Source organism: Dyella sp. C9, assembly GCF_003332825.1.
In the GTDB taxonomy this organism is placed as follows: domain Bacteria; phylum Pseudomonadota; class Gammaproteobacteria; order Xanthomonadales; family Rhodanobacteraceae; genus Dyella.
This window is the reverse complement of record NZ_QIRF01000013.1, coordinates 29,059-54,159: the sequence shown is the minus strand read 5'-3', so window position 1 is coordinate 54,159 and position 25,101 is coordinate 29,059. Positions and strand designations below refer to the sequence as shown.

Annotated in this window: 17 protein-coding genes; 10 read left to right on the top strand and 7 right to left on the bottom strand. The window is 66.7% G+C overall.

The annotated features are described in order from the left end of the window. Positions 1 to 223: 223 nt before the first annotated feature. Positions 224 to 1,420, bottom strand: a complete 1,197-nt coding sequence (locus DVU99_RS14430) for an efflux RND transporter periplasmic adaptor subunit (RefSeq protein ID WP_114240932.1) — start codon at positions 1,418 to 1,420, stop codon at positions 224 to 226. A 142-nt stretch (positions 1,421 to 1,562) separates the two neighbouring features. On the opposite strand from DVU99_RS14430, the gene DVU99_RS14425 reads away from it, so the two are divergent. Beyond that, a complete protein-coding gene (locus tag DVU99_RS14425) occupies positions 1,563 to 2,510 on the top strand; it encodes a LysR family transcriptional regulator (protein WP_114240931.1) in 948 nt (315 codons plus the stop codon). 116 nt (positions 2,511 to 2,626) lie between these two features. Here the strand turns inward: DVU99_RS14425 and DVU99_RS14420 are convergent, their stop codons facing one another. Beyond that, positions 2,627 to 3,421: an undecaprenyl-diphosphate phosphatase gene (locus DVU99_RS14420; RefSeq protein ID WP_114240930.1), complete on the bottom strand. Its 795-nt coding sequence runs from the start codon at positions 3,419 to 3,421 to the stop codon at positions 2,627 to 2,629. Between the two features lie 394 nt (positions 3,422 to 3,815). Here DVU99_RS14420 and glnA point away from each other — a divergent pair, with 394 nt between their 5' ends. From glnA to DVU99_RS14405, 3 genes are all read left to right on the top strand, one after another. Beyond that, positions 3,816 to 5,231: a type I glutamate--ammonia ligase gene (gene glnA / locus DVU99_RS14415; RefSeq protein ID WP_114240929.1), complete on the top strand. Its 1,416-nt coding sequence runs from the start codon at positions 3,816 to 3,818 to the stop codon at positions 5,229 to 5,231. 402 nt (positions 5,232 to 5,633) lie between these two features. Continuing rightward, a complete protein-coding gene (locus tag DVU99_RS14410; protein ID WP_157971449.1) occupies positions 5,634 to 9,128 on the top strand; it encodes an autotransporter outer membrane beta-barrel domain-containing protein in 3,495 nt (1,164 codons plus the stop codon). 192 nt (positions 9,129 to 9,320) lie between these two features. Then, positions 9,321 to 10,583 (top strand): ferric reductase-like transmembrane domain-containing protein, encoded by a 1,263-nt coding sequence (locus DVU99_RS14405; RefSeq protein ID WP_198670341.1) that lies wholly within the window; start codon positions 9,321 to 9,323, stop codon positions 10,581 to 10,583. A 9-nt stretch (positions 10,584 to 10,592) separates the two neighbouring features. Here DVU99_RS14405 and DVU99_RS14400 read toward each other — a convergent pair whose 3' ends face one another. Then, on the bottom strand, positions 10,593 to 12,284 hold the full coding sequence (locus DVU99_RS14400; protein ID WP_157971448.1) for a DUF6311 domain-containing protein: 1,692 nt from the start codon (positions 12,282 to 12,284) through the stop codon (positions 10,593 to 10,595). Positions 12,285 to 12,409: 125 nt separating this feature from the next. After that, entirely contained in the window at positions 12,410 to 13,822 is a 1,413-nt protein-coding gene (locus DVU99_RS14395) for an FUSC family protein (protein WP_157971447.1), read from the bottom strand. A 218-nt stretch (positions 13,823 to 14,040) separates the two neighbouring features. Between DVU99_RS14395 and DVU99_RS14390 the strand changes: the two genes are divergently transcribed. The 4 genes from DVU99_RS14390 to DVU99_RS14375 all read left to right on the top strand — a co-directional run bounded on the left by DVU99_RS14390 (position 14,041) and on the right by DVU99_RS14375 (position 17,423). Next, entirely contained in the window at positions 14,041 to 14,397 is a 357-nt protein-coding gene (locus DVU99_RS14390; protein WP_114240925.1) for a DUF1428 domain-containing protein, read from the top strand. 157 nt (positions 14,398 to 14,554) lie between these two features. Beyond that, on the top strand, positions 14,555 to 15,568 hold the full coding sequence (locus tag DVU99_RS14385; RefSeq protein WP_114240924.1) for a nitrogen regulation protein NR(II): 1,014 nt from the start codon (positions 14,555 to 14,557) through the stop codon (positions 15,566 to 15,568). Further along, the gene (gene ntrC, locus DVU99_RS14380) at positions 15,561 to 16,955 is read left to right on the top strand and encodes a nitrogen regulation protein NR(I) (protein WP_114240923.1); all 1,395 of its coding nucleotides are present in this window, start codon (positions 15,561 to 15,563) and stop codon (positions 16,953 to 16,955) included. The genes DVU99_RS14385 and ntrC overlap by 8 nt, the downstream gene beginning before the upstream one ends. 9 nt (positions 16,956 to 16,964) lie before the next feature. Then, on the top strand, positions 16,965 to 17,423 hold the full coding sequence (locus DVU99_RS14375; protein WP_114240922.1) for a GNAT family N-acetyltransferase: 459 nt from the start codon (positions 16,965 to 16,967) through the stop codon (positions 17,421 to 17,423). A gap of 13 nt (positions 17,424 to 17,436) precedes the next feature. Here DVU99_RS14375 and DVU99_RS14370 read toward each other — a convergent pair whose 3' ends face one another. Next, a complete protein-coding gene (locus DVU99_RS14370) occupies positions 17,437 to 19,947 on the bottom strand; it encodes a GGDEF and EAL domain-containing protein (RefSeq protein ID WP_114240921.1) in 2,511 nt (836 codons plus the stop codon). A 109-nt stretch (positions 19,948 to 20,056) separates the two neighbouring features. After that, on the bottom strand, positions 20,057 to 21,184 hold the full coding sequence (locus DVU99_RS14365; RefSeq protein WP_114240920.1) for a hypothetical protein: 1,128 nt from the start codon (positions 21,182 to 21,184) through the stop codon (positions 20,057 to 20,059). Between the two features lie 117 nt (positions 21,185 to 21,301). On the opposite strand from DVU99_RS14365, the gene DVU99_RS14360 reads away from it, so the two are divergent. Both DVU99_RS14360 and DVU99_RS14355 read left to right on the top strand, forming a co-directional pair. Beyond that, positions 21,302 to 22,585: an acetyl-CoA C-acetyltransferase gene (locus DVU99_RS14360; RefSeq protein WP_114240919.1), complete on the top strand. Its 1,284-nt coding sequence runs from the start codon at positions 21,302 to 21,304 to the stop codon at positions 22,583 to 22,585. Between the two features lie 29 nt (positions 22,586 to 22,614). Beyond that, positions 22,615 to 23,139 (top strand): energy transducer TonB, encoded by a 525-nt coding sequence (locus tag DVU99_RS14355; RefSeq protein WP_114240918.1) that lies wholly within the window; start codon positions 22,615 to 22,617, stop codon positions 23,137 to 23,139. Positions 23,140 to 23,229: 90 nt separating this feature from the next. Here the strand turns inward: DVU99_RS14355 and DVU99_RS14350 are convergent, their stop codons facing one another. Beyond that, on the bottom strand, positions 23,230 to 25,095 hold the full coding sequence (locus DVU99_RS14350; protein ID WP_114240917.1) for a phosphatidylserine/phosphatidylglycerophosphate/cardiolipin synthase family protein: 1,866 nt from the start codon (positions 25,093 to 25,095) through the stop codon (positions 23,230 to 23,232). Positions 25,096 to 25,101 lie beyond the last annotated feature (6 nt).

Below are 25,101 nucleotides of genomic sequence, written 5' to 3'. Positions count from 1 at the left end.
CTCTTGGGCACCATTCCCGCCTGGGGCGGGGACTTCGGGAGCCTCTACGCGCGATGCGGGGACAGAGCCTCCCTGGCCCTCTTCCCAAAGGAAGAGGGCGTTCATGACTTGCTGGCCGTTCTCCTGACCCGTCATCCCTGCGAGGGCAGGGATCCAGCGCCTTTCACGCGGCAGAGGAGAGTCACTGGGTCCCTGCCTTCGCAGGGACGACGAGCAAAAGCAGTTACTGCTCCTGCGCGGCGTTCTTGCCCGAAGCGCCGCCCACAAGGGCGAGCTGCTTGTTCGGCTCGAGGCTGCGCGTCTGCATCGCCACCTTGGTCGGGTTCACTTCCACGCCCGGGCGCACATGCTGGATGCCGCTGACTACCACCACGTCCTTCGCATCCAGGCCTTCGGTGACCACGCGCAGGCCGTCCAGCAGCGGGCCGGTGACCACGCGGCGGTATTCCACCTTGTTGTCCTTGCCCAGCACATAGACGAACTTGTTGCCGAGGTCGGTGGCCACCGCACGGTCATCCACCAGGGCACGCGGCGTATGGCTGTCGCTGCGCAGCTGGATGCGTACGTACAGGCCCGGCGTGTAGCGTGCGTCGGCGTTGTCGAACACCGCGCGCAGGCGAATCGTGCCGCTGCCGGCGCGCAGCTGGTTGTCGACAAAGTCCACGCGACCGGCGTGCGGGAAACCCTGCTCGTCGGCCAGCGCCATGGCGATCTCCGGCGAGCCGCCGTGCTCGCGACGCAGGCGGTCGAACTTCAGGTAGCTGTGCTCGTCCACGTCGAAGTAGGCGTAGATCGGGTCGATGCTCACCACGCTGGTCAGCACGTCGTTGCTGGTGACCAGATTGCCCGGTGTCACCAGGGCGTTGCTCACGCGGCCATCGATCGGCGCACGGATCTCGGTGAAGCCGAGGTTGAGCCGGGCGGCGTCCAGTGCGGCGGTGGTGGACGCCACCTGCGCCTTGGCACTTTGCGCGGCGGTGACCTGGCGATCGGCCTCTTCCTTGGCCACGGCATGCTGCTCCAGCAGCCGCTGCGCGCGTTCGGCGTTGGCCTGGGCCAGCACTTCCTCGGACCTGGCCTGGCTGAGGTTGGCGCTCAGCCGGTCCACTTCGGCCTGGTACGGGCGCGGGTCGATACGGAAGAGCAGGTCGCCCTTGCGCACGATCGCCCCTTCCTTGAAGTGGATCGAGTCCACATATCCGCTGACGCGCGGGCGCAGCTGGATGGTGTCGACCGCCTGCAGGCGTCCGGTGAATTCGTCGGCATCGTCCACCGGGCGCACCAGCACCTGGGCTACGGTGACGGCGGGTGCCGGTGGCGGGCCGGCCTGTGCGTGGGTGTCACCGCTATGGCCCAGCAGGGCCCAGCTTCCCCCCACCACGGCCAGGGTGAGCAGGGTAAGGATCCATCGTTTCTTCATCTCGGCCTCCCAGAATGGGCCCGTGAGGTCGGGAGACCTCCGGGCAGGGGCGAGAGATTAGGTGTACGATACGGTTCAATAAATACCTTCTTGTGCAATGCAATAGTGACTGTCAGTCACGAATGGGGTAGAAAACCAGCCTATGGAAGACTTTGCCGCAATCTCCGCGTTCGTCCGCGTGGTCGAGGCCAAGAGCTTTGCCGCGGCGGCTGCCCAACTGGGCATGACTCCCTCCGGTGTCAGTCGCGCCGTGTCCCGACTGGAGGAACAGCTGGGTGCCCGGCTGCTCTACCGGTCGACGCGTTCATTGCGTTTGACCGATGATGGGGCGTCTTTCCATGCACGTTGCAAGGAGATCCTTGCAGATCTCGCCGAGGCCACCGAGGCCCTCGGCTATGCCGCGCGCAAGCCTTCCGGCAAGCTGCGCATCGGCGTGCCTGCCTCGGTGGGGCGCACCGTGATCATTCCCCGCCTGGCCGAATTCGAGCAGCGCTATCCGGATATCCGGCTGGAGCTGGCCATGTGCGACTACCCCTACGACCTCAACGAGGAGGGCATCGACTGCGCGGTGCGCGTGGGGCCGCTGGAGGATTCCAGCCTGATCGCACGCAAGATCGGCTACCTGCGCAATGTGATCATTGCCTCGCCGGACTATCTGGCCCGCTACGGCTCACCGCAGAGCATTGAAGACCTTAAGAATCATCGCTGCATCAACTACGTGCAGCCCAATGGCCGGCCACGCCAGTGGCAGTTCGACACCCCGAGCGGCCAGGTCGGCATCGACATCGAGGCGCACATCCTGATCAACGACGCCGAATCGGTGATCCAGGCGGTGGTGTCCGGGCTGGGCATCACCCAGGCGCCGCACGTGATCGCCGCCTGCATGCTGGAGTTCGGCAAGCTCGAGCTGGTGATGACGGACACCATTTCCACCGGCAAGCCGGTATGGATCGTCTACCCGCAGAAGAAGCACCTGTCCGCGCGCGTGCAGGCCTTCATCGAATGGGTGCGCGAGGTGTTCGAGCAGACCAGCGAACCGGGCAAGCACAAGAAGCCGGCGCTGGCGGAGCCGGCGCGCCTACGCGCCTGAGCCTGACCCTACTGTTGTAGGAGCGCACCCTGAGCGCGATCGGGCTGGCATTCCCCATGGAGTGGTCCCGCGGCGCCGGTCGCGCACAGGGTGCGCTCCTACAGGTGTTTTATCGATCAGGCGCCGGCGGGCATGAACACCAGCAGGGCGAGGCCCAGCGCGATGCGGTAGATCGCGAACGGCGTAAAGCGGTGGCTGCGGATATAGCCCAGCAGCCACTTCACCGCGACGAAACCCACGACGCCCGACACGATGAAGCCCACGATCAGGGCGGTCCAGTCTTCGTGCAGGCCGCCTTCCTTGGCCACCTTCAGCAGCTCGTAGCCGCTGGCTGCGTACATGGTGGGGATGCCCACCAGGAAGGCGAATTCGGTGGCCGCCGCGCGGTTGCTGGTGCCCGCCAGCATGGCGGTGAAGATGGTCGCGGCCGAGCGCGAGGTGCCGGGGAAGATGCCCGCCACCATTTGCGCCACGCCGACCAGGATGGCCACGCGCCAGGTCACCTCGGTGCGATCGGGCTGGCGTGCGGCGAGGCGCTCGGCGGCAAGCATCCAGATGCCGCCGATCACCAGCGCCCACGCCACCGGCGTCACCGCCTCGGGCAGCTTGAAGCCGAGCTTCACCGCAATGAAGCCAAGCACTGCGGTGATCAGGAACGCCACCGTCAGCTTGGCCAGGTAATCGCGGTTGGCCGGGTCGCGCCACTGGGTGAACAGCTGCCAGATGCGGCTCCAGTAAATGAAGGTCACCGCGAGGATGGCGCCGGCCTGGATGCCCACGTTGAACAGGTCCGAGCGTTCGCCGAGGCCGAACTTTTCGGCGATCAGCAGGTGGCCCGTGCTGGAGATGGGCAGGAACTCGGTGATGCCCTCGATGATGCCGAGCAGGATGACGTTGATCAGGTCGCTCACGGAAACTCCAGGAAGTTGGCCGGCACCGGTTCCATGCCGGCGCAAAGCGGCATAGCTTAAGCGACTGGAGTGGCGTTTTTGGGGCGGTGCAGGTGGCCCGCGGTGCTCGTCCCTGCGGATGCCGGCTGAGGGCATCTGGGAAAGGCGCCGGATGACTCGCTACGCTCATCATGGCGACATCCTGCAGGCGTGCCCTGCGCTGCGTATGCAGGCCTGACGAGTTCAGGATATTTGCACCAATATGGTGCTTATACGTGTTTCATCATCGTGCAATACACAGGGATCACGATCGGTCGTGATAGCTTAACTCATTGATGTAGAAAGAACTGTCTGCTTGGCACGCGCCTTGCTGAATCGCCTTCGTTTTCTCACCTTTAGCCCGTCGAGGTTGTCCATGTCGTCCGCCGTCCAGAAAGTGCTCGATCTGATCCAGGAACACGAGGTCGAGTTCGTCGACTTCCGCTTCGCCGACATGCTCGGCAAGCACCACCACGTGACGTTCCCGGCCCACGCCATCGACGAGGGCACCTTCGAGGACGGCAAGATGTTCGACGGTTCGTCGATCGCCGGCTGGAAGGGCATCAACGAGTCCGACATGATCCTGCTGCCGGATCCGGACACCGCGTACATCGATCCCTTCAGCGCGCACACCCAGATGATCCTGCACTGCGACGTGCTCGAGCCGTCCACCATGCAGGCCTATGGCCGTGACCCGCGCTCCATCGCCAAGCGCGGCGAAGCCTTCCTGAAGTCCACCGGCATTGCCGACACCGCCTTCTTCGGTCCGGAGCCGGAATTCTTCATCTTCGACTCGGTGCGCTGGCAGAACGACATGGGCCGCGTGTTCTACGAAATCGGCTCCGAAGAAGCCGCGTGGAGCTCGCGCTACAAGTACGAAGACAACAACACCGGCCACCGTCCGGGCGTGAAGGGCGGCTACTTCCCGGTCAGCCCGGTCGACTCGCTGGGCGACCTGCGCGCCGACATGTGCAAGGTGCTCGAATCGCTGGGCCAGGTGGTGGAAGTGCATCACCACGAAGTGGCCAACGCGGGCCAGTGCGAGATCGGCGTGAAGTTCAACACGCTGGTGAAGAAGGCCGATGAACTGATGACCATGAAGTACGTCATCAAGAACGTCGCCCACCAGAACGGCAAGACCGTGACCTTCATGCCCAAGCCGATCGTCGGCGACAACGGCAGCGGCATGCATGTGCACCAGTCGCTGGCGAAGGACGGCAACAATCTGTTCGCGGGCGACCTGTACGGCGGCCTGTCGCAGACCGCGCTGTGGTACATCGGCGGCATCTTCAAGCACGCCAAGGCCATCAACGCGTTCGCCAACTCCACCACCAACAGCTACAAGCGCCTGGTGCCGGGCTTCGAAGCGCCGGTGATGCTGGCCTACTCGGCCCGCAACCGCTCGGCCAGCTGTCGCATCCCGTACGTGTCCAGCCCGAAGGGTCGCCGCATCGAAGTGCGCTTCCCCGATCCGATGAACTCCGGCTACCTGGTGTTCACCGCGCTGATGATGGCCGGCCTCGACGGCATCATCAACAAGATCGACCCGGGTGCGCCGAGCGACAAGGATCTCTACGACCTGCCGCCGGAAGAAGAGAAGAACATCCCGCAGGTGTGCTCGAGCCTGGACGAAGCGCTCAACGCGCTCGACAAGGATCGCGACTTCCTCAAGGCCGGTGGCGTGTTCACCGACGACTTCATCGATGCATACATCGAGCTGAAGATGCAGGAAGTGACGCGTTACCGCGCCAGCACGCACCCGCTGGAATTCCAGATGTACTACGCGCTCTGATCGCGTAAACGCTGTGGGTGGGAGGGACAACGGGCGCTTCGGCGCCCGTTGTTTTGTGCGTCGACTGCAATATGCGACAGGTAGCCGCGCTGCGTGGGCACGAATGCCATCGCGGCGACCTCGGCGTGATGTCGGAAAGTATCCGGCCCGCCGTGTTTCACCCATCAGCGGTCAACGGATCGTGAGGACATTCACGATTCGTTGACCGCCGTCGCGCAGCGTGGCCGTCCATACGAATGTTTCGCCTCGCGGCAAAGCCACTTTGCCCGTTCAACATGGCGCGCTCTAAGTAGTTCTTCGGTTGTCCGGAAAGGGACGCGCTCCGATCATGTCTGCTCCCGCGTTTTGCAATCCATTCCGGCTCGCCGTGCGCGCCCTGCGCATCGGCAAGGGAGCACAGCCTTGGACAAGCGTCATGCGGTTTCTCGCGGCTCGGCCGCCCGAAGCGTGGCGATCGACCATCGTCACCGTTCATTGGCACGGGCCATTGCCCAACGCCTGCCCTCGACGCGCGAATGGGCACTGGGCTCCGCCGGTTTGCTGCTGGCCTTGCTGTCACCCGGCATGGTGCGCGCGCAGGCGACCCAGATTGGACCCGGCAACATCACCACGGGCCAATCCGTCGGCGCGGCTAATTCGCCGGCGACCGTGGTTGGCAACACGACCATCACCACCACCAGCACCACTGCCACCAGCGTCAATGGCGGTGGCGAACTGATCTTCGATCCATCGACCGGCGCCATCGCGGTCACCACCACCACCGGCACCGGCATCTACGACCGGGAGGGCACCGTCGACGTGCTGTCGCCCGGCCTCACCGTGACCTCGGGCGGCGGCTACGCGATCTTTGCCTATGCCACGCTCGAGCGCGCCGCTGCCACCACTACCATCAGCCAGGGTGCCAACCTCAACGTCACTGGTGTGGGTGCGGCGTTGGCCGCCAACGGCCTGGCCGCGACCATCAATGCCAACAACGTGGCGATCAACCTGAGCGGAGGCTCGGGGCGCGGTGCAGTCGCGCAGGACGGCGGCACCATCACGCTCGCGGGCGGATCCATCACCAGCAGCGGAACCGCGCTCAATGCGCTGGCGTTTGGCGCGGCAAATACATCCGCCGCGGCGGCGACGCCCAGTACGCTTACCGTCACCTCGCCCGTGACCGTCAACCTGAATTCGCCCGGCGCGATCGGCGTCTACATGTACGGTGGCGGCGTGGTGTCCTTGCCCGCCAACCAGACCTTCAACTTCAACCCCGGCAGTGGCGTCGGTGGTACCGGCATGGTCGTCGACAATAGCCAGGTGCCAACGACCGCCCTCGGTGCCGGCCTCACCTTCAACTTCAATGCCGGCGCCAGCGGCGCGCAGAACAGCGGCATCGGCGTGCTCGTCATCAACGGCGGCAGCGTGACCTTGAACAATCTGACCGTGGCCGGTTCCAACGCTGGTGTCGGCGTGATGGTACGCAACGGTTCCAGTGCCACGCTGAGTGGCGGGACGATCACTATCGGCGCCACGCCGACCTGGTCGTTCTACACGCTCAACAACGGCGGCACCCTGGCCAGTAGCTCGGGCGGCACCGTGGGACCCACCTACCAGGTGACCGCAGGCACCAACAATGCCGGCCTGCGCTCCGATGGCGGCGTGCTCACGGCAAGCGGCATCCAGGTGACCGCCAGTGCCGCCAACAGCGCCGGCGCCTATGCCTGGTCGTCCACCACGACCAGCGGCAGCAGCAACTACGCACCGGCGGTGATCAACCTGACTGGCGCGACCATCAACAACACTGGTAGTGGATCGTTCGGGCTCTACGCCACGGATGGTGGCCAGATCAGCACGTTCGGCGGCAGCTCACCCACGACCATCACTGCAAGCAACGGCACGGCGGTGCGCCTGCTCAACTACGGCACGCGTACCACCGTGCCGTTCATCAGTCTTTCCGATACCGACGTGGTTGCTACCGGCGCCAGCACGCGCGCGATCTCGTCGAGCAATGTTTCGGCAAGCCAGCAAAACGTGATTACGCTCAGCAATACGCAGGTGTCGTCCGACTTCTGGGCCGTGCTGGGTTACGGTCCGCTGCAACTCAATGCATCGCAAGGCAGCCTGGTGCAGGGAACGACTGGGCTGCTGTACGCGGGCCTGTCGAGTGGCTCGCAGTCGACCTATGTGCACCTCAATGCCGACGACAGCACGCTCAGCGGGCTGGCCGAGGCCGGCACCACCAATCTCGCCGACATTTCGCTGGCCAATCATTCGAGCTGGACGGGCGAGGCGTACTACGTCACCAATGTCAACGTGGATGCCACCAGCAGCTGGACGATTCCAGAAGACTCGTTGGTGTACCAGACCCTCACCAATGCCGGCCTGGTGCAGTTCACCGCTCCGGATGCCTACAAGCAGCTGTACGTGGGCTCGTACGTCGGCGCGGGTGGCACGCTGGGCATCCATACCTATCTGGCCGACGACAGTTCGCCGACCGATCGGCTGATCATCAATGGCGGAACGGCCACCGGCCACAGCTTCATTGCGGTCACCAACACCGGTGGTCCTGGCGCGCTGACCTCGGGCAACGGCATCCCGGTGGTGGAAGTCACCGCGGGTGGCACGACGAATGCGGATGCGTTCAGCCTTGCCGGACCGGTCGTGGCCGGACCCTACGAGTACACCCTGGCGCGCGGCGGTATCTCGGAAGGCACGGAACAGTACTGGTTCCTGCGCTCCACCCGGGACTGCGGCACGGTGAGTTCACACCCCGATTGCCCCGCACCGCCGTCACCACCGTCACCGCCTGCGCCTCCCGCGCCTGAACCTCCGGCTCCGGACCCCGCCGATCCGCCTACGCCCCCTCCTGTACCGGGCCCGGCGGAGCCGGAGTCGCCAACCGCGCCGGAAGGCGTTCCCAACTATCGCCCCGAGGTTTCGCTCTACACCGCACTGCCTGCGCTGGCCTTGCGCTACGGCTGGGCCACGCTGGACAACCTGCACGAGCGCGTGGGCGACGAGGAACAGTTGCGTGACCGCAGCGACCTGCGCGACGACAACTACCTCAACGCGCTGTGGGTGCGCGTGATCGGCGAGGATGGCAACGTGCGCGGCGCCTCGCAGGGCATCTACAACGGCAGCCCGCAATACGACTACAACATCATGGCGTTCCAGGCTGGCATGGACGTGTTCGCCGAGGAGCACGAGAACCAGCAGCGCGACCACGCCGGTTTCTACCTGGGCACCGGACGCATCCGCAGCGATGTCGACGACTGGGACGGCAGCGATGCCGGCCGCGACGAAGTGAAGGGGCAGTCGCTTGGCTTGTACTGGACGCACTTCTGGTCCGAAGGCCAATACCTCGACGCCGTGTGGCAGGGCACCTGGTCCAAGCAGAGCGCGATGTCCAATGAAGGCCTGGAGCTGCATCGCTCGGGTTTTGGCTGGGCCGGATCGGTGGAGGGCGGCTACCCGTTCCACGACGACTCGCAGGTGTGGGAACCGCAGGCACAGGTGATCTACCAGCGCTTCAACAACGGCCAGGCCAGCGATGCGGCAGCCACGGTGCAGTTCAATGACATCACCTCGCTGGTGGGGCGCGTGGGCCTGCGCTGGGCCAATACCTGGACGCTCGATCCCACCTCCGACGGCATACGCCGTCTGTTCACGGGTTGGCTGCGCTTCAACCTGTGGAAGGAATTCCAGGGCCAGCCGACCACCTCGTTCTCGTCCGAAGATGGCTTCGTACCCTTCGACGGCAGCATCAAGGGCTCGTGGTGGCAGTTGAACGGTGGCATGACCTGGCAGCTGGACAAGAACACCTCGTTCTATGCCAACGTCGGTTACCAGAAGGGCTTCAACAGCCAGGGTTTCCATGCCTGGGATGGCAAGGTGGGCTTCCGCTGGAACTGGTGAGGGAACCGTCTTCAACGCGGAATGCCCGGCCCGGGGCCGCACGGCGGACTATCGATATGCATGCGTGAGCAGCGGTACACGCCACGGCGCCTGCGCGCGTTTGTCGGGCATGTATGGTTGTGCCGGCACACATCAATGAGTTCCCTGGTCCCTCGCTGGATGGTGACCGGACCTTGGCGCGGGACAGACAGGATGATCAGGAACTGGCAGGTCGTTGGGCTACCCATCATGATCAGCGTCGCGCTGGTCGCATGGCCGTTGCCGGTGCGCGCGTGGCCGACCACCGGGGCAATCAGCCTGGCGGCAGGCGTGGCGGCCCTGTCGATGATGGGTCTTGCTGCCGTGTTGAGCGCGCGGCTTGGCGTGGTGGAGTCGTTGTTCGGTGGGCTCGATCGCGTGTACCAGGCGCACAAGTGGCTGGGCATCTGGGCGCTCGGCCTGGGCTCGTTTCATCTGGTGTTCCATGCCGGCGTGCAGGGTGTCGACAACACGGCCATCCTCCCGCTGCCACGCGACCTCACGCATTTCGTTCGCCAGGTTTGCTTTGTCGGCCTGATGTTCATCGTGCTGCTGGCGCTCAATCGCAATATTCCCTATCGCGTGTGGCGCTGGTGGCACAAGCTCTCAGGGCCACTGTTCATGGTGGTGGTGCTGCATTGGCTGAGCATCAAATCGCCGATCGCGCTGGGCAGTCCCTCTGGCCTCTGGCTTGCCTTGACGGCGTCGGCGGGCGTATTGGCGGCAACCTACAAACTGCTGCTCTACCGCTTCGTCACCGGACAGGCCGAGTACCGCGTGGTCGCAGTGACGCCGGGCAAGGCGGCCATCCATCTGGAACTGGAACCGGTAGGGCGCCCGCTTAGCTTCGAACCCGGCCAGTTCGGCTTTCTGCGCATGAAGGCCGATGGCCTGCGCGAACCGCATCCTTTCACCATCGCCAGCGGCAATGGCCCGAACGGGCGCGTGGATTTCGTGATACGTGCGCTCGGTGATTTCACCGGCAGGCTGGTGGCCGACATCCGCGTCGGCATGGTGGCGGACATCCTGGCACCGCATGGCCGCTTCGTGCGCGATGCGCAGGCCGGGCACGAGGTGTGGATCGGCGGTGGCGTCGGAATCTCGCCATTTATCGCCTGGCTCAAGGACGATCGCGTCGGCCACTTCGATCGCGTGACCCTGTTTTATTTCTACACGCCCGGACGCGAGTTTCCGGAGGTGGCCGTGCTGCAGGCGATGGCCGAAGAGCGGGGGGCGGCCTTTGTCGCGGTGCCAGATGGCCCGGTCAGCGACCGCTTCCGGCAGCGCTTCGATGCCATCGCGCGCAACGTCGGTGTCGCCGCGGTAAAGGTCGCCTTTTGCGGTCCGCCGGGCCTGCTGCACGTGATTCGTGCACAGATGCGCGAACAGGGCTTGCCGGCATCAAGCCTGCGCTACGAGTACTTCAACTTCCGTTGAGCGGCGCGCTCAGGGCGTGGGCTTGAGGTTGACGGCGCCGGGTGGCAGTGGTTGGTTCCATCCAGGTGCCAGTACTCGCCAGCCATCGAGCAAGAACACCGCATCTTGCGGATGTGCCGCACGGGCCACGCGTTCGGCGATAGACGGATCGAGGACATAGAGCGTTTGTGGTTCCGGCGTGCCATTGTCCAGCAGCTGCAACTGATGAGCACGGACGCGGTTGAACACTTTCCAATCGGCGCGTGCCACCTGAATCGCATCGGTGCCCATGTGATGTTCGAGCGCGTAGCGCGCCAACACCTCCCAGCCGGGTGCCAGCAGCCGCGTGGGCACGAGACGCAGGCGCGTGTAGCGCTGGCCGGCATCATCCCAGAACGGGCCCTGCAGCTGCGTGGCCTGGTCGACCGTGGCGCGCGTGAGCAGCAACTGGTGCAAGTTGCGCAGTCCTGGCGCGAGATCGATGGCCTGCAGCAGGACGGCAACGCCCAGCAGCGGGACCAACCAGCGCGTGGACAGGGTGCGCGCCAGTGCCCCGATGGCTGCGACCAGCAGCATGTAATAGCTCACCCAGAACAGACGACCTGTGGCCTGGATGGAGGAATGGGCCAGTCGATCGTGCAGCCAGGATGGGAGCGGCAGTTGCCATTCGTGCATGCCCAGTCCCACCGAGGGCGTGATCGCGAACAGCGTGAGTCCCACTGCAACTGCCACCAGTGGCCACCACAGGCGTCGCTGCCTGGCCGCAGCCTGCTTCAGCCCGGCGATCAACCCGGCCAGCAGCAGCAACAGCCCGCCCACGCCGAAATAGTTGAAGCCCTCGTACTCACCATCAGCTTGTGCGAAGGCCAGACCAAAGCGCGACCAGCCACCGCCGTTGAACGGTGCCAGCAGGTTCATCTTGTAGTAGCCGAAGCCCTCGGCCTGCATGCCGCGACTGGAGATCATGAAGAAGCCTGCGAGCCACGCCACCACGGCCGTCGCCAGCATCACTTGCAGCACTTCACGCGCCAGCTCACGCCAGGGCATCGACGTGTTCTCCCCATGGCGCGCCAGCCATAGTCGCCGCAGCACATCGGCCACCCAGATCGCAGCCACCATCAGGAATACATAGGCATGGATCACCATCGAAGCGGCGACCAACACGGTCCACCATCCTCGCTGGTGCTTGCTCGACGGACGCAGATAGAGGTATAGCGCGGCCAGAATCGCCCAGTGCGCGACCAAGGCCATGTGACCACCCAGGCGCATCAGCATCGGTGGTGCCGCTACGAAAAACAGACATCCGAGTATGCGGGCCGCTACGCTGTCCGTGCTGAGGGACAACAAGTTCCAGGCGAAGTACGCCTGCAGGATGAAGCAGGCCAGCACCCACGGACCAAAGTACTGGAAAGGCTCGGGCAGCCATGCCGCCACCGGCTTCAGCAGCATGGCCAACAGCGGAATCGAGTCGGAGTAGTAGACCGACGAATGGATCTCCAGGCCATACGAAGGCGTGGCGCCAAAAGGGAGGGTCCATGGATCGTGGCGGTAGAACGCCCAACCCAGGTAGCTTTGCGCCAGGTCGGCGTGCTGCAGCCAGCATACGTTCGTGGGCCAGAGCATCGCTCCACCGGTGACCAGCATGGCTGCGAGCAGACCCAGCGTCAGCGGCAGGACAATCGACCATGGACGGCGAAGGTGCCGGGGTGACGCAGCGTGCATGCAGGGGCCTTGGCGGAGGTAAAGATACCGAGGCGGCATGATGCCCCGGGCGAGGCGGCCAAGCATAGACAGCCCGCGCCGCTGCAAGGAACCGTGCTCCGGAACGCGGTTTCGCGAGTGGTGGGTCAGACACCCAGGCTCTTACACAGTCGCTGTAATGCGGGCAGCAGCGCCTCGGGTTCGCGCAGTGCCTTGCGGGCGCTGCCCACGGCCTGGCGTACGTGCCCGGGCGTTTTCCGCCCGGCGATCAGTGCAATGGCGGGAGTACGACAGGCCAGCAAGGCATCGGCCCAGTCGGCCGGTTGCAGGGTGCGGAAGCGGGCGGTAAGCAGACGGCTGGCCCGGAACGGCGTCACCATCTGTTCCAGTTGCGCCATCGCGGCAGCGAACCGGGCCGGATTGCGATCCTCGACGGCAGGGTCCAGTGCTTCGGACAAGGCAGCGAGTGCGTCGGCCAGGCGGCGGCACAGCACGTCGCCGGAACGCACCGGCAGCACGAACCATGCGGCGGCCAGGCCGATCACCGCACCGATGGCGATTTCCTCCAGGCGCAGCCACAACATGGCCGCGGGCGGCGCCGAATCGGAAAAGCCTTGCAGCAATGCCAGGGCGAGCGTGACAAACAGCGCCCACCAGGCGTAGCCGAAGGGGCGCAGCCACACGCCGAAGAACAACGCGCCGAGGATCAACAGGGCGTGGGCGGTCGGATCGCCTCCGGCATGCAGGCTCAGCGACATCGCCAGTACCGTGCCACCCGCCGAGCCCAGTACGCGCAGGCCGCTCTTGAAGGCCACGTCGAGCCGCCCGCGATTGCCACTGTTGACGATGAACGCGGTAAGTACGATCCAGCTCCAGCGCTGCCCGAAGCCGAGGTAGCCAACCACGAAGGCCAACGCCAATGCCACGCCCATCTGGATGGCCATGCGGGTACTGGCCACGGGCCTGAGCGTGCTCTCCGTGGGAGTGGCCAAGGGTTGCTGAGCGGGTGCTTGCACCGGCGGCTGCAGGCCCAGCCGGCGCGCCAGCAGGTGAAACACACTGACCCACAGCAGCGCGAGCAGGGCGACCAGCAACGGCACGACGACCGCAGGCAACCGGCCAGTCGGCTCGGCATGGATGTGCGGCACGGTCAGTAGCGTCACGAAGGGCAGGGCGATCAGGCTGCCGGCCCGGCGCGCCATGGGCCCGAAGCGGCGCAGCCAGATCGACGCGAACATGCCGGTCACGAACACGGCGGCACCGATCCACGGCGCGTGGCGGAGCAGCATGCCCACACCCAGCGCGACGAAGGCCACCACCGGCAGCACGACGGCGGCTTCCAGGCGCCCGCGCAGGTCGCGATCAAGCTGGCTGCGCGACAACGACAGGCTGAGCACCACCGCGAGCACGGCCGGCCCCGGGCCGGGTGCCAGCGGCAACGTGCAGGCGAGCGTGGCGAGTGCGGCCGCCATGGTGGCGATGGCCTCGACCAGTGGCTGCAGGAGCGCCGACGCCTTCGCGCTGGCCATGCGTATCCATGCGGGGCTGACTGTGGCCATGCGCGCTACCGGGAGGAGGTCTCCAGCGTCAGGCATCCATCGAGCCGCGGCCGGGGTGCAGCGACTATAGCGGGACTGATCCTGCATCACGACGACGATCGCCCGACCCATGCCTCGCGCGTGCAAGTGCTCGATGGAAAGCCCGCTGCATTCAGGGGCGATGCGCCGGCCCAGGCATAGGCTGGCCACATCGCCTGTATCGCCCGAGGAGTTTTCCCATGTACGTCGCAGGCCTGGTCATCCCCGTGCCCGGGGACAAGATGGACGCCTATCGTGAGTGGGCGGAGAACGGCGCGAGGATCTTCAAGAACCATGGATGCCTCGAGATCGTCGAGTGCTGGGAAGACTACGTGCCCGACGGCAAGCTGACCGACTTTCGCCGCGCGGTCGCGGCGAAGGAGGGAGAGAAGATCGTCTTCACCTGGCAGATCTGGCCAGACAAGGCCAGCTTCTACGCCGCCGAGGCGAAGATGCACGCGGACGGAAGCCTGGAGTCCCCCAACGAACCGCCGTTCGATCCCCGGCGGCTCATCCTCGGATGCTTCCAGCCGCTCTTCATCATGGAACGGGAATGAGCTTGCAGTCGTCCAGGCGCGAGGGCCGGAACGATCTGCGCGCCCACCCGATCCTTGCCGTCATTTCCCAGGTAGGCGCCGACATGCGCCACCCCTCGGCACCATGGATTGAACTCGACCCATTGCACCAAAGCAGCGCACTGTCCATTATGGTGCAATGAGCGAAACGGCAGACCGTAGCTGGGCCGAGCCGCTGGCCACCGGGGTGGCGCTGGCGGATGCGCAGTTGCGCCTGCGCTGGGTGAATCCGGCGTTGGCGGAGTTGCTGGCGATCGGGCCCCGCACGGCGGTGGGGCAGTCGCTCGCAGTGTTGCTGCATCGACCGGAATGGATGACCCTGGCCGAGCGGGCCCTGCATGAGCCGAACTCGTTGCAGCTGCGCGGCATCGAGGTGCCATCCAGCCGTGGCGATGCCGGTCGCATGGACGTTTCGCTGCAGCCATTGGAAAGCGGCGATCTGCTGGTCGAGGTGCACGCGCTGGCGCCGCCGGCCAGTGCCGAGACCCCGTTGTCCGCGACCCTGCGCGGTTTTGCGCACGAGGTGAAGAACCCGCTGGCCGGTCTGCGCGGTGCGGCGCAACTATTGCAGCGACGCGTGGAAGACGGCCAGCTGCGCGCACTGACAGCGCTGATGATCGCGGAAGTGGATCGCCTCACTGCACTGGCCAACCGGCTGCTGCGCCACGATGGTGCGGCGGCGCGGCTGGGGCCGGTGAACGTGCACGAGCAGCTCGAGCGGTTGGGTGAACTGCTGCACGCCGAACCGGTGCCACCGACCATCCGCCACGACTACGACCCGAGTCTGCCCGACATCCGTGGTGACGCCGATCGCCTGCTGCAACTGCTGCTCAACCTGGCGCGCAATGCCCTGGAGGCCGGTGCGCACACGCTGACCTTCCGCACGCGCGCCGAGCCCGCGGTGCGCCTCGGCGAGCGCGTGGTGCGCATGGCGCTGCGCGTGGACGTGATCGACGACGGTCCGGGCGTGCCGGCGACCCTGCGCGACACCCTGTTCGAACCGCTGGTGTCCGGCCGCGCCGACGGCAGCGGGCTGGGCCTGGCGCTGGCGCGCGAGATCGCGCGCGAGCATGGCGGCGAGCTGCGCTACGCCAGCCGTGCGGGCGAAACGGTTTTCTCCCTCTATTTGCCGATGGGGCATCACCATGACTGAGCCGCGTCCCGAGATCTGGATTGCCGATGACGATCGCGGCGTGCGCTTCGTGCTGGCCGAGGCCCTGCGCGACGCCGGCCTCACCGTGCGCGAATTCGGCGATGGCGAGGAGGTGCGTGCGGCCTTGCGCGATGCGCGCCCGTCGCTGTTGCTCACCGACGTGCGCATGCCGGGCGAGGGCGGCCTGGCGCTGCTGCAGGCACTGCATGCCCAGGGCGTGGGGCCGGTGATCGTGATGAGCGCCTATACCGACGTGGCGACCACGGCAGCGGCGTATCGCGCGGGCGCGGTGGATTACCTGGCCAAGCCGTTCGATCTCGACCAGGCGGTGGCCGCGGTGCAGCGTGCGCTGGCCGATGTGCCGCTCGATGCCGTCACTCCGGTTTCGCCGGCGCCCACGCACGCATTGCTGGGCGAGAGCGCGGCGATGCGCGAAGTGTTCCGCCTGATCGGCCGCGTCGCGGCCAGCGACCTCAATGTGCTCATCACCGGCGAAACCGGTACCGGCAAGGAGCTGGTGGCGCGCGCGCTGCACGAGGAGAGCGCACGGCGCGACAAGCCGTTCGTCGCGCTCAACACGGCGGCCATCCCCAGCGAACTGCTGGAAAGCGAGTTGTTCGGCCACGAGGCGGGTGCGTTCACGGGGGCGACCCGTCGGCACGCGGGCCGTTTCGAGCAGGCCGAGGGCGGTACGTTGTTCCTCGACGAGATCGGTGACATGCCGCTGGCGCTGCAGACGCGGCTGCTGCGCGTGCTGGCCGGTGGCGAGTTCTACCGCGTGGGCGGGCGGCAACTGATCCGTGGCAATGTGCGCATCATCGCCGCCACGCACCAGGATCTGGATACCCGCGTCGCCGCCGGGCAGTTCCGTGCCGACCTCAAGCATCGTCTGGACGTGGTGCGCATCGAGCTGCCGCCGCTGCGACAGCGCCGCAGCGATATCCCGCTGCTGGCGCAACACTTCCTAGCCAGCGCGGCGCAGGAACTGAAGCTGCCGCCCAAGCGCTATTCGAAGGCTGCGCTGAAGGTGCTGGCGCAGCGCGATTTCCCCGGCAACGTGCGCGAGCTGGAAAACCTTTGTCGTCGCCTGGCGGTGATCGCGCCAGGCGCCGAGATCCTGCCAGCCGACCTGGGCAGCCAGGCGATGGCATCGAATGCGGGCGGCTGGACCGACGCCCTGCGCGAGTGGGCCAGCCAGGCAATCGCCGATGGCGAACTCGACATCCACACCCGTGCCCGCGAAGCACTGGACCAGACCCTGCTGCAGGCCGCGCTGGCTGCGCATGATGGACATCGCCAGCATGCCGCCGCGGCGCTGGGCGTGGGCCGCAACACGCTCACCCGCAAGCTTGGCGCTTCGCGTACGCGCCGTCCCGGCAAATCCTGAGGCTTCATCATGACCATTACGATTCGTGCCGCGACACGCGCCGACATTGCCGATATCGCGCAGTGGAACCAGGCCATGGCTTGGGAAACCGAGCACAAGGCGCTGGACGGCACGCGACTGGAGCGCGGCGTCAGCGTGGTATTCGACGAACCGCGCCGCGGCTTTTACCTGGTGGCGGAACTCGACGGCGTGCCGTCCGGCTGCCTGCTGGTGACCTACGAGTGGAGCGACTGGCGTGCCGGGGACTTCTGGTGGATCCAGAGCGTGTACGTGGTGGAGGCGGCCCGTCGCGCCGGCGTGTTCCGCCGCCTGTACGAAAACGTGAGGCAGCGCGCGCAGGCAGCGGACGCCGTGGGGTTGCGCCTGTACGTGGAAACCGAAAACGAGCGTGCGCAGGGCACCTACGCCAACCTCGGCATGGCGCGTTGCGCGTACTACATGTACGAAGCGGAGTTCCCGCGATCGTGAGGCGGCCCCGGGGCTAGGGCAAACCGTCGTCGCCCGCCTGGCCCTGCAGGGCCACCGCCGGGGCCGGCAACAGGTGCTTCTCCAGTTCGTCCGGCGGCAGCGCGGTGCCGAACAGGAAGCCCTGCAGCAGCGAGCAGCCGGCTTCGCGCAGGTGCTCGGCCTGCGAGGTGGTCTCCACGCCTTCGGCCACCACGCTCATGTCCAGGCTGTGCGCCATTGCGATGATGGCGTCGGTGATGGCCGCATTGTCGGCGTCGGTGGCGATGTCGCGCACGAAGGTACGGTCGATCTTCAGCGCGTCGATGGGGAAGTACTTGAGGTACGAAAGGCTGCAGTAGCCGGTGCCGAAGTCGTCCAGCGCCAGGCTAACGCCGAGGTCCTTGATCCGCTGCATCAGCGCACGGCTCTGGTCGCCGGCCGACATCACCATGCGCTCGGTGAGTTCCAGCTCGATCAGCGAAGGTGGCAGCTGCGCTTCGTCCAGCGCGGCCTTCAGCGTGGTTTGAAAGCCAGGGTGCTGGAACTGCGGGGCCGCCACGTTGATCGCCACCACGATCGGGTGGCCATCGCGATACCAGTTGCCCGCCTGGCGACAGGCCTCGCGCAGCACCCACTCGCCCAGCGGCACGATCAGGCCGCATTCCTCGGCGATGGGGATGAACTGGTCGGGCAGGTAGACGTCCTGCCCATCGACCTGCCAGCGCAGCAGCGCCTCGGCCCCGACGATGGCCAGGCTGTTGGCGTCCACCTTGGGTTGGTAATGCAGGCTGAGGTCGCCACGGCGCAATGCGCGACGCAGGTCCTGCTCGATGCGCAGGCGCGCAGCCGGCCGCTCGCTCATCGACGGCGTATAGAAGCGATAGCCGTTGCGGCCATGCATCTTCACCTCGTACATGGCGATGTCCGAGTTGCGCAGCATCGCTTCGGCGTCCTGCGCGTCGTCGGGGTACACGCTGATGCCCGTGCTGAAGCTGATGGTGCTCTCGCCCACCTTGCTGGCGGTGGAGGCCTGCCACAGGCGTGTGAGTTTCTCGCACAGCTGGCTGGCGCCGGTGCGCCCGTCGACGTGCGACAGCAGCACCACGAACTCGTCGCCGCCCACGCGGCTGACCGTGTCCTCGTTGCGCAGGCTGGCGCGCAGGTGGTCGGCAAAGGTGCGCAGCAGGGCATCGCCGGCCACGTGACCCAGTGAATCGTTGATCTGCTTGAAGTTGTCCAGGTCGATGTGCAGCAACGCAGCCTGGGTGTGGCGACGCGCGGCCGAGGCCAGCACCTGCTCCAGGCGCGCCTGCAGCAGGCTGCGGTTGGGCAGTCCGGTCAGCGTGTCGTGCTGGGCCAGGTGCGCCATCTTCAGCGCCAGCGCACGCGTTTCGCTGACGTCATGGAACACGAGCACGCCGCCGATCACGCTGCCGGCGTGGTCGTGGATGGAGGCGGCCGAATCCTCGATGGGCGTTTCGAAGCCATTGCGGTGCAGCAGCACGGCGTCGCCCTTCAGCTCCACGATGGCGTCGCGGGTGATGGCGTCCAGCAGCGGACTGTGCAGCGGCTCGCGGGTGTTCGCGTCGATCAGCCGGAACACCTCGCTCATCGGCTTGCCCACCGCTTCGGCGTGTGTCCAGCCGGTCATCGCCTCGGCGATCGGGTTCAGCGAGGTGACCTGGTGCATCAGGTCGGTGGTGATCACCGCGTCGCCGATCGAGCGCAGCGTCACCTCGGCCAGTTCGCGCTCGCGGAACAGGGCCTCCTCATAGGCCTTGCGCTGGCTGATGTCCTGGATCTGCGCCACTGCGTGGTAGGGCTCGCCATCGCTGTTGCGCACCACGGACACGCTGAGCAGCACGTATACGCTGTGCCCGTCGCGATGGACGTAGCGCTTCTCCAACTGGTAGGTATCGCGATCGCCGTGTCGCAGCGAACTGGACAGCTCGCGCGATACCGCCAGGTCGTCGGGATGGGTGAGATCGAGCAGGGACAGCGTAAGCAGCTCCTGTTCGCTGTAGCCCAGCATGTCGCACAGCGCATCGTTGACGCGCAGCATGTAGCCGCCCGGGGTCACCAGCGCCATGCCGATCGGCGCGTGCTGGAAGGCCCCAAAGAAGCGTTGCTCGCTCTCCCGCAGCTGGGTTTCCAGCGCATGGCGCGCTGAAATGTCCACGAACACCGTGAATACCCCGCGCACGTGGCCATCGTCATCGAGGTCGGGCTGAAAGTTGCCGTGCACATAGGCGCGGCTGGGGCCATCGAACAGCTCGCCTTCGAACTCGGCGGGCGTGCCGTCGAGGGCCTGCTGCAGGCAGGCGCCGGCCACCTCGATGCTGGCCTTGTCGATGACCTCTTCGACGGTGCGCCCGAGCATCTGGCCGGGGTCCATCCCCAGCCAGCTCTGGTGGGTGGCGTTGACGAAGCGGAAGCGGCGCTGGCGATCGATGTAGGTGATCAGCGCCGGCGCCCCATGCAGCACATGGGCGGGCCAATGGGATTCGCCGCCGGGCGGAACGAACTCGCGATCAGTTTGCCGCATCTATGCTGTCGCCGTTGACGCTTCCCCGCGCCCATCGCGGCATCATGCGCCAAGACGTGTGTACTTTGCATCGCTGGGCCCACGCCAGCTCAGGGCGTGGGCCTACAGCTCAGTGCAAGGCTTCGGACGGAGCCCCCAGCAGGCCATCAGCGCCCAGCTGGATGCGCCCCAGCGCATGCAGGTCCGGGCTGATGCCGAAGCGGTCCGACAGGGCCGCCACCAGCGATCCCAGTGCGCGCGGGTGCAGCGGGTAGCCATGCGCCAGCATGCGGGCGCGACCGCCCTCGCCACGCTGGGCCACGGTGACCGCCACCACGCCCAGGCCCGCGGCTTCATGGGCGAACAGGGCCGGCGCGTCGTAACCCGGCTCGGTCGCGGCCAGCGTTTCCACCAGGTAGCCGGGCGTGGGCTCGCCGCCCTGCAGTACCAGCGGCAGGTGATGGGCATCGAGCAGGGCGGCGTACTGGCGCAGCTCGAACACGATGCCGGCCAGGTCATGGGCCCGCTCGGCGGGGTCGCCGGCGTGGCTGCGCAGCCAGCCGGTGGGCGACTGCGCCTCCACCTTGCCCTCGTGGTAGCGCAGGGCCAGGCCACGGGCGCTCATGGTGGGTTCCTCGCGGTAAGGCGTCAGCAGCGCGGCTTCCAGCAGGGTCCACAGCGGGGCCAGGTTGACGTGCTCATATTGCACGCAGGTCAGTGCCAGCAGGTCGTTGCGGCTCAGGTAGCGGGCGTGCTCGAGCCGCACCCCCAGGTGGCGCATCAGCCAGTCGGCGGTGCGGGCACCGGCTTCGCCGCGGCCGACCAGCTCGACCTCGAGCTTTTCGGAGAGCGCCTCGGCCAGCTCCTGCGGGGCCAGCAGCGACATCGGCAACAGCCGCATCGGGCCATCGGCGAATGCGGGCTCCGGCTCCAGCGGCTGGGCCGGCATGCGACCCTCATGCGTGCCGAAGGCCACCACATTGTCCAGATGACCGCGCGGCACCCGGCGGGCCAATTCGTCCAGCGTGGCCCACACCGGAAAACCAGGGCGCAGCAATTCCACTGCGTCGAACAGCGCGCCGGCGACGGCCAGGCGGGCCTCACCCACCTGCGGGACCAGGGCCTGCAAGTCTTCGGCCACCAGCGAGGCCAGTTCAGCCGCTTCATCGCGGCTCAGCGTGCGATGGGAAGGTGCGTCCCCGGGCGACAGTTCAAGAGCCAGCACCACCGGCAGTGCGACGAGTGTTTGAGCTTCCACGGATGACAAACCCGAACGGTAAAGAACCGAATTCTAGCATTCGCGACTTTTTGGGCTTCCGCGGCGTGTCGGCGCCGGTTAGCCTTGTCGACTCGGCTTTTTCGGACTGTTCCAGCCATGGAAAACACGCTCAAGCGCGTCGGTGTGATCGGCGGCGTTCGCATCCCGTTCTGCCGCAACAACACCGCCTACGCCGATGTCGGCAATTTCGGCATGTCGGTGAAGGTGCTGGGGGCGCTGGTCGAGCGTTTCGGGCTGCATGGGGTGGAACTGGGCGAAGTGGCGATGGGGGCGGTGATCAAGCACTCCTCCGAGTGGAACCTGGCCCGTGAAGCGGTGCTGTCCTCGGGGCTGGCCGCCACCACCCCGGCCATCACCACGGCACGTGCCTGCGGCACCTCGCTGGACAACGCCATCATCATCGCCAACAAGATCGCCACCGGGCAGATCGAGGCAGGCATCGCCGGCGGCTCGGACACCACCAGCGACGTGCCGATCGTGCTGGGCGAGCGTCTGCGCAAGCGCCTGCTGGCGCTCAACCGCGCCAAGACCTGGCAGGACAAGCTGCGCGCTGCTACCCAGGGCTTTTCGCTGCGGGAACTCAAGCCGGCCTTCCCGGGCGTGGCCGAGCCGCGTACCGGCATGTCGATGGGCGAGCACTGCGAAAAGATGGCCAAGGAGTGGCATATCAGCCGCCAGGCCCAGGACCAGCTCGCACTGGACAGCCACCACAAGCTGGCGGCTGCCTATGAAGCTGGCTTCTTCGAGGGCCTGGTGGTGCCGTTCCGTGGCCTCAAGCGCGACGGCTTCCTGCGCCCGGACAGCACCATGGAGAAGCTCGGCTCGCTGAAGCCCGCCTTCGACAAGACTTCCGGCCACGGCACGCTGACTGCCGGCAATTCCACCGGTCTGTCCGATGGCGCCGCCGCAGTGCTGCTCGGCACCGAGGAATGGGCTGCCCAGCGCGGCCTCAAGGTGCAAGCCTGGTTCCGCGACGCCGAAGTGGCCGCGGTGGACTTCGTGCACGGTGAGGGCCTGCTGATGGCCCCGACCGTGGCCGTGCCACGCATGCTGGCGCGCCATGGCCTGAGCCTGCAGGATTTCGATTTCTACGAGATCCACGAGGCGTTCGCCGCCCAGGTGTTGTGCACCCTGCGGGCGTGGGAAAGCGCGGACTATTGCAAGCACCGCCTGGGGCTGGACCAGCCGCTGGGCAGTATCGATCCGGCCAAGCTCAACGTGCATGGCTCCAGCCTCGCGGCCGGCCACCCGTTTGCGGCCACCGGCGCGCGCGTTGTCGCCACGCTGGCCAAGCTGCTCGAAGAGAAGGGCTCGGGCCGCGGCCTGATATCGATCTGCACCGCGGGCGGCATGGGCGTCACCGCCATCCTGGAACGCTAAGCGGCGCCTGCGCGTCGCGCCCGAGTCCCATGCTTCGCCTGCGTACCACCACCGGCTTGAGCCTGTTGGCGCTGGCGGTGGGTGTGGCCGGTACCGCCTGGCTGAGCGGCCTCACCGGCCACTGGGCCGGCCCCCCAGCCGGCCAGGCGTCGGCCCATGTGGATCGCATCCGTGCCGTCTTGCGGCGCCGTCCCCGGCCGTCCCATGAGCCGATGGCGGCCGTACGTGCCGGTCCGCCGGCACAGCCTGGCGCTGTCGCCCAGGGTCTGCCCATGCTCACCCCGCTGGAGATGCCACCGCTGGCGGCCTCGCTGTGGAAGCGCGAGCCCCTGGTCGATGGGCAGGTGCGCCTGCGCCTGGCGATCGATGGCAACGGTGGGGTCACCCGCGCCGAGGTGGCCGAGGGCAGCGGCCACGAGGCGCTGGACCAGCGCGCCCTGCGCACCGTGCAGCACTGGCGCTTCGCCGTGCCGGCGGATCATCCCGCCGGGTTGACCGGCGAGCTGCTGATGCGCTTCGAGGCGGACACCGCGCCGGTGGCCGGTCCGCCCTGAGCTTCCCTCGTCCTTTCCGTAGGAGCGCACCCTGTGCGCGACGGCCCCGCTGCGAGGTGGTGGCGGTGTGATCGCGCACAGGGTGCGCTCTTACAGAATGCCTTTTACGCCGGCGCCGAAGGCGGTGATCAGGCGGGTGTAGATCAGCTTGGACGAGACCGCCACTTCGGGGAAGTCGCCTACCGGCGTGTAGCAGCTGAAGAACGCCGGATCGCTGGGGCGCATCGGGGTACAGCCGGCCTTGAGGTCGTAGCTGGTGGCGTAGCGGTAGGGCCACAGGTCGAAGATCGGCAGGCTGGCCGAGAAGTCGCCGATCGCCAGGCTCAGGCTGCTTTGCTGACGGGGCGCCACCACCCAGGCGTTCTCCGGCAGGGTATCGCGCAGGATGCTTTCGCGCAGCTCGTTGGCGAAGCGGGCATCGTAGACGATCACGCCGGCCTCGGTGTTGTAGTGGTCGGAGCGTGGGTCGAAGTTGTGCGAGCCGACCATGGCGAAGTCATCGTCCACCACGATGGACTTGGCATGCAGGCCAAAACGCCGGCCTGGGGTGGTCAGCGGCGCCGGGCGGTTGCGCCGGGCCTCGCCACGGCTGCCCAGCAGCCCGCGCTCGGTGCCGATGCGTCGCCGCGCCTCGTGGCCGTCCGCGCTGGGCGGCACCGGTCCCTCGTCGAGCGCCGCCTCGGCATTGTCTTCGGCCGGGTCGGCCGCGCGGGGCTTGAGCTCGTAGATCTCGAAGCCGTAGTCCTTGAGGTAGCGCTTGCGGTGCTTGTACGACAGCGCATACACCGCGAACGCGTCGGTGGAGGCCAGCGAGTTGGTCGAAACGATGATGCGCGGCGGTGTCTGGCCCTGGTGCAGGCGCTCGAAGATGGACTGGGCACGCTTGCTGAGCACCAGGTAGGGCGTCTGCAGCACCACCTCGTGCTGGGCGGCGCCGACCATGCGCATCACGTGGGCGGTGAACTCGCGTGCGTCGCGTTCCTGAGGCTGCTCGGTCTTGGCGGGCAGGTCGCTGAAGAAATCGACCTTGCCCGTGCGCAGCGTCTCGCTGACCAGGGCGTCGTCCAGCCAGTCGCTGTCCTCGGCTTCCTCCAGCACGCGGGCCACGCGCTGCGGATGCGCGTAGTGCGGTGCCGGCAGCGGCGTCGGCACGTCGGCGTCGAGCAGGTGACGATTGACGTCGCGCAGGTGGGTCAGCGGCACCGAGCGCTTGTGGTTCCAGAACGTCTCGAAGCTGGACGCCATGGCGTGCGCCGCCGGACCGCCGACCATCACGTCGCGGTCCACGTAGTCGAAATCGTTGTCCCAGTCGAAGTAGCGGTCCTGGTAGTTGCGGCCGCCGGTGATGCCGATGGTGTCGTCCACCAGCAGCAGCTTGTTGTGCATGCGCTGGTTGAACTTCATGAAGCAGCACACGATGCTGGCGCTGAACTCCACCACCGAAGTCTGCGCCTCGTGGAAGGTGGGGTTGTACAGGCGTACCTCGAGGTTCTCGTGCGCGGTGGCCAGGCGCTCCAGCAGCACCGGGTCGCCGAACGAGAACAGCTGGTCGGCGAGGATGCGCACCTTCACGCCGCGTCGTGCCGCCTTCAGCAGTTCGCTCAGTACCAGCTGGCCGGTGTCGTCCTGGTCCCAGATGTAGGTCTGCACGTCGATGCTGTGCTGCGCGGCGCGGATGAGGTTGATGCGCGCCACCATCGCCGCTTCGCTGTCGTTGAGCAGGGTGACCACGTGCACCGGATCCTGCTCAGTGGAATCGGCCATGGCCTGGTTGGCCGCATCGAGCAGCGGCGAGTCGATCGCGCAGTGGTCGCTGCGCGCGCAGCTCAGCTCGTGCGAAGCACCGGCGGCCACCACCGCGTCGGCGCGCCGGACGCGTGAAGGCGACACGCTGCATCCCGACGAGACCAGGATCGCAACGAGCAGAAGGAGAAGGGCGATCCCGCGCTGGCGCATCCGCCG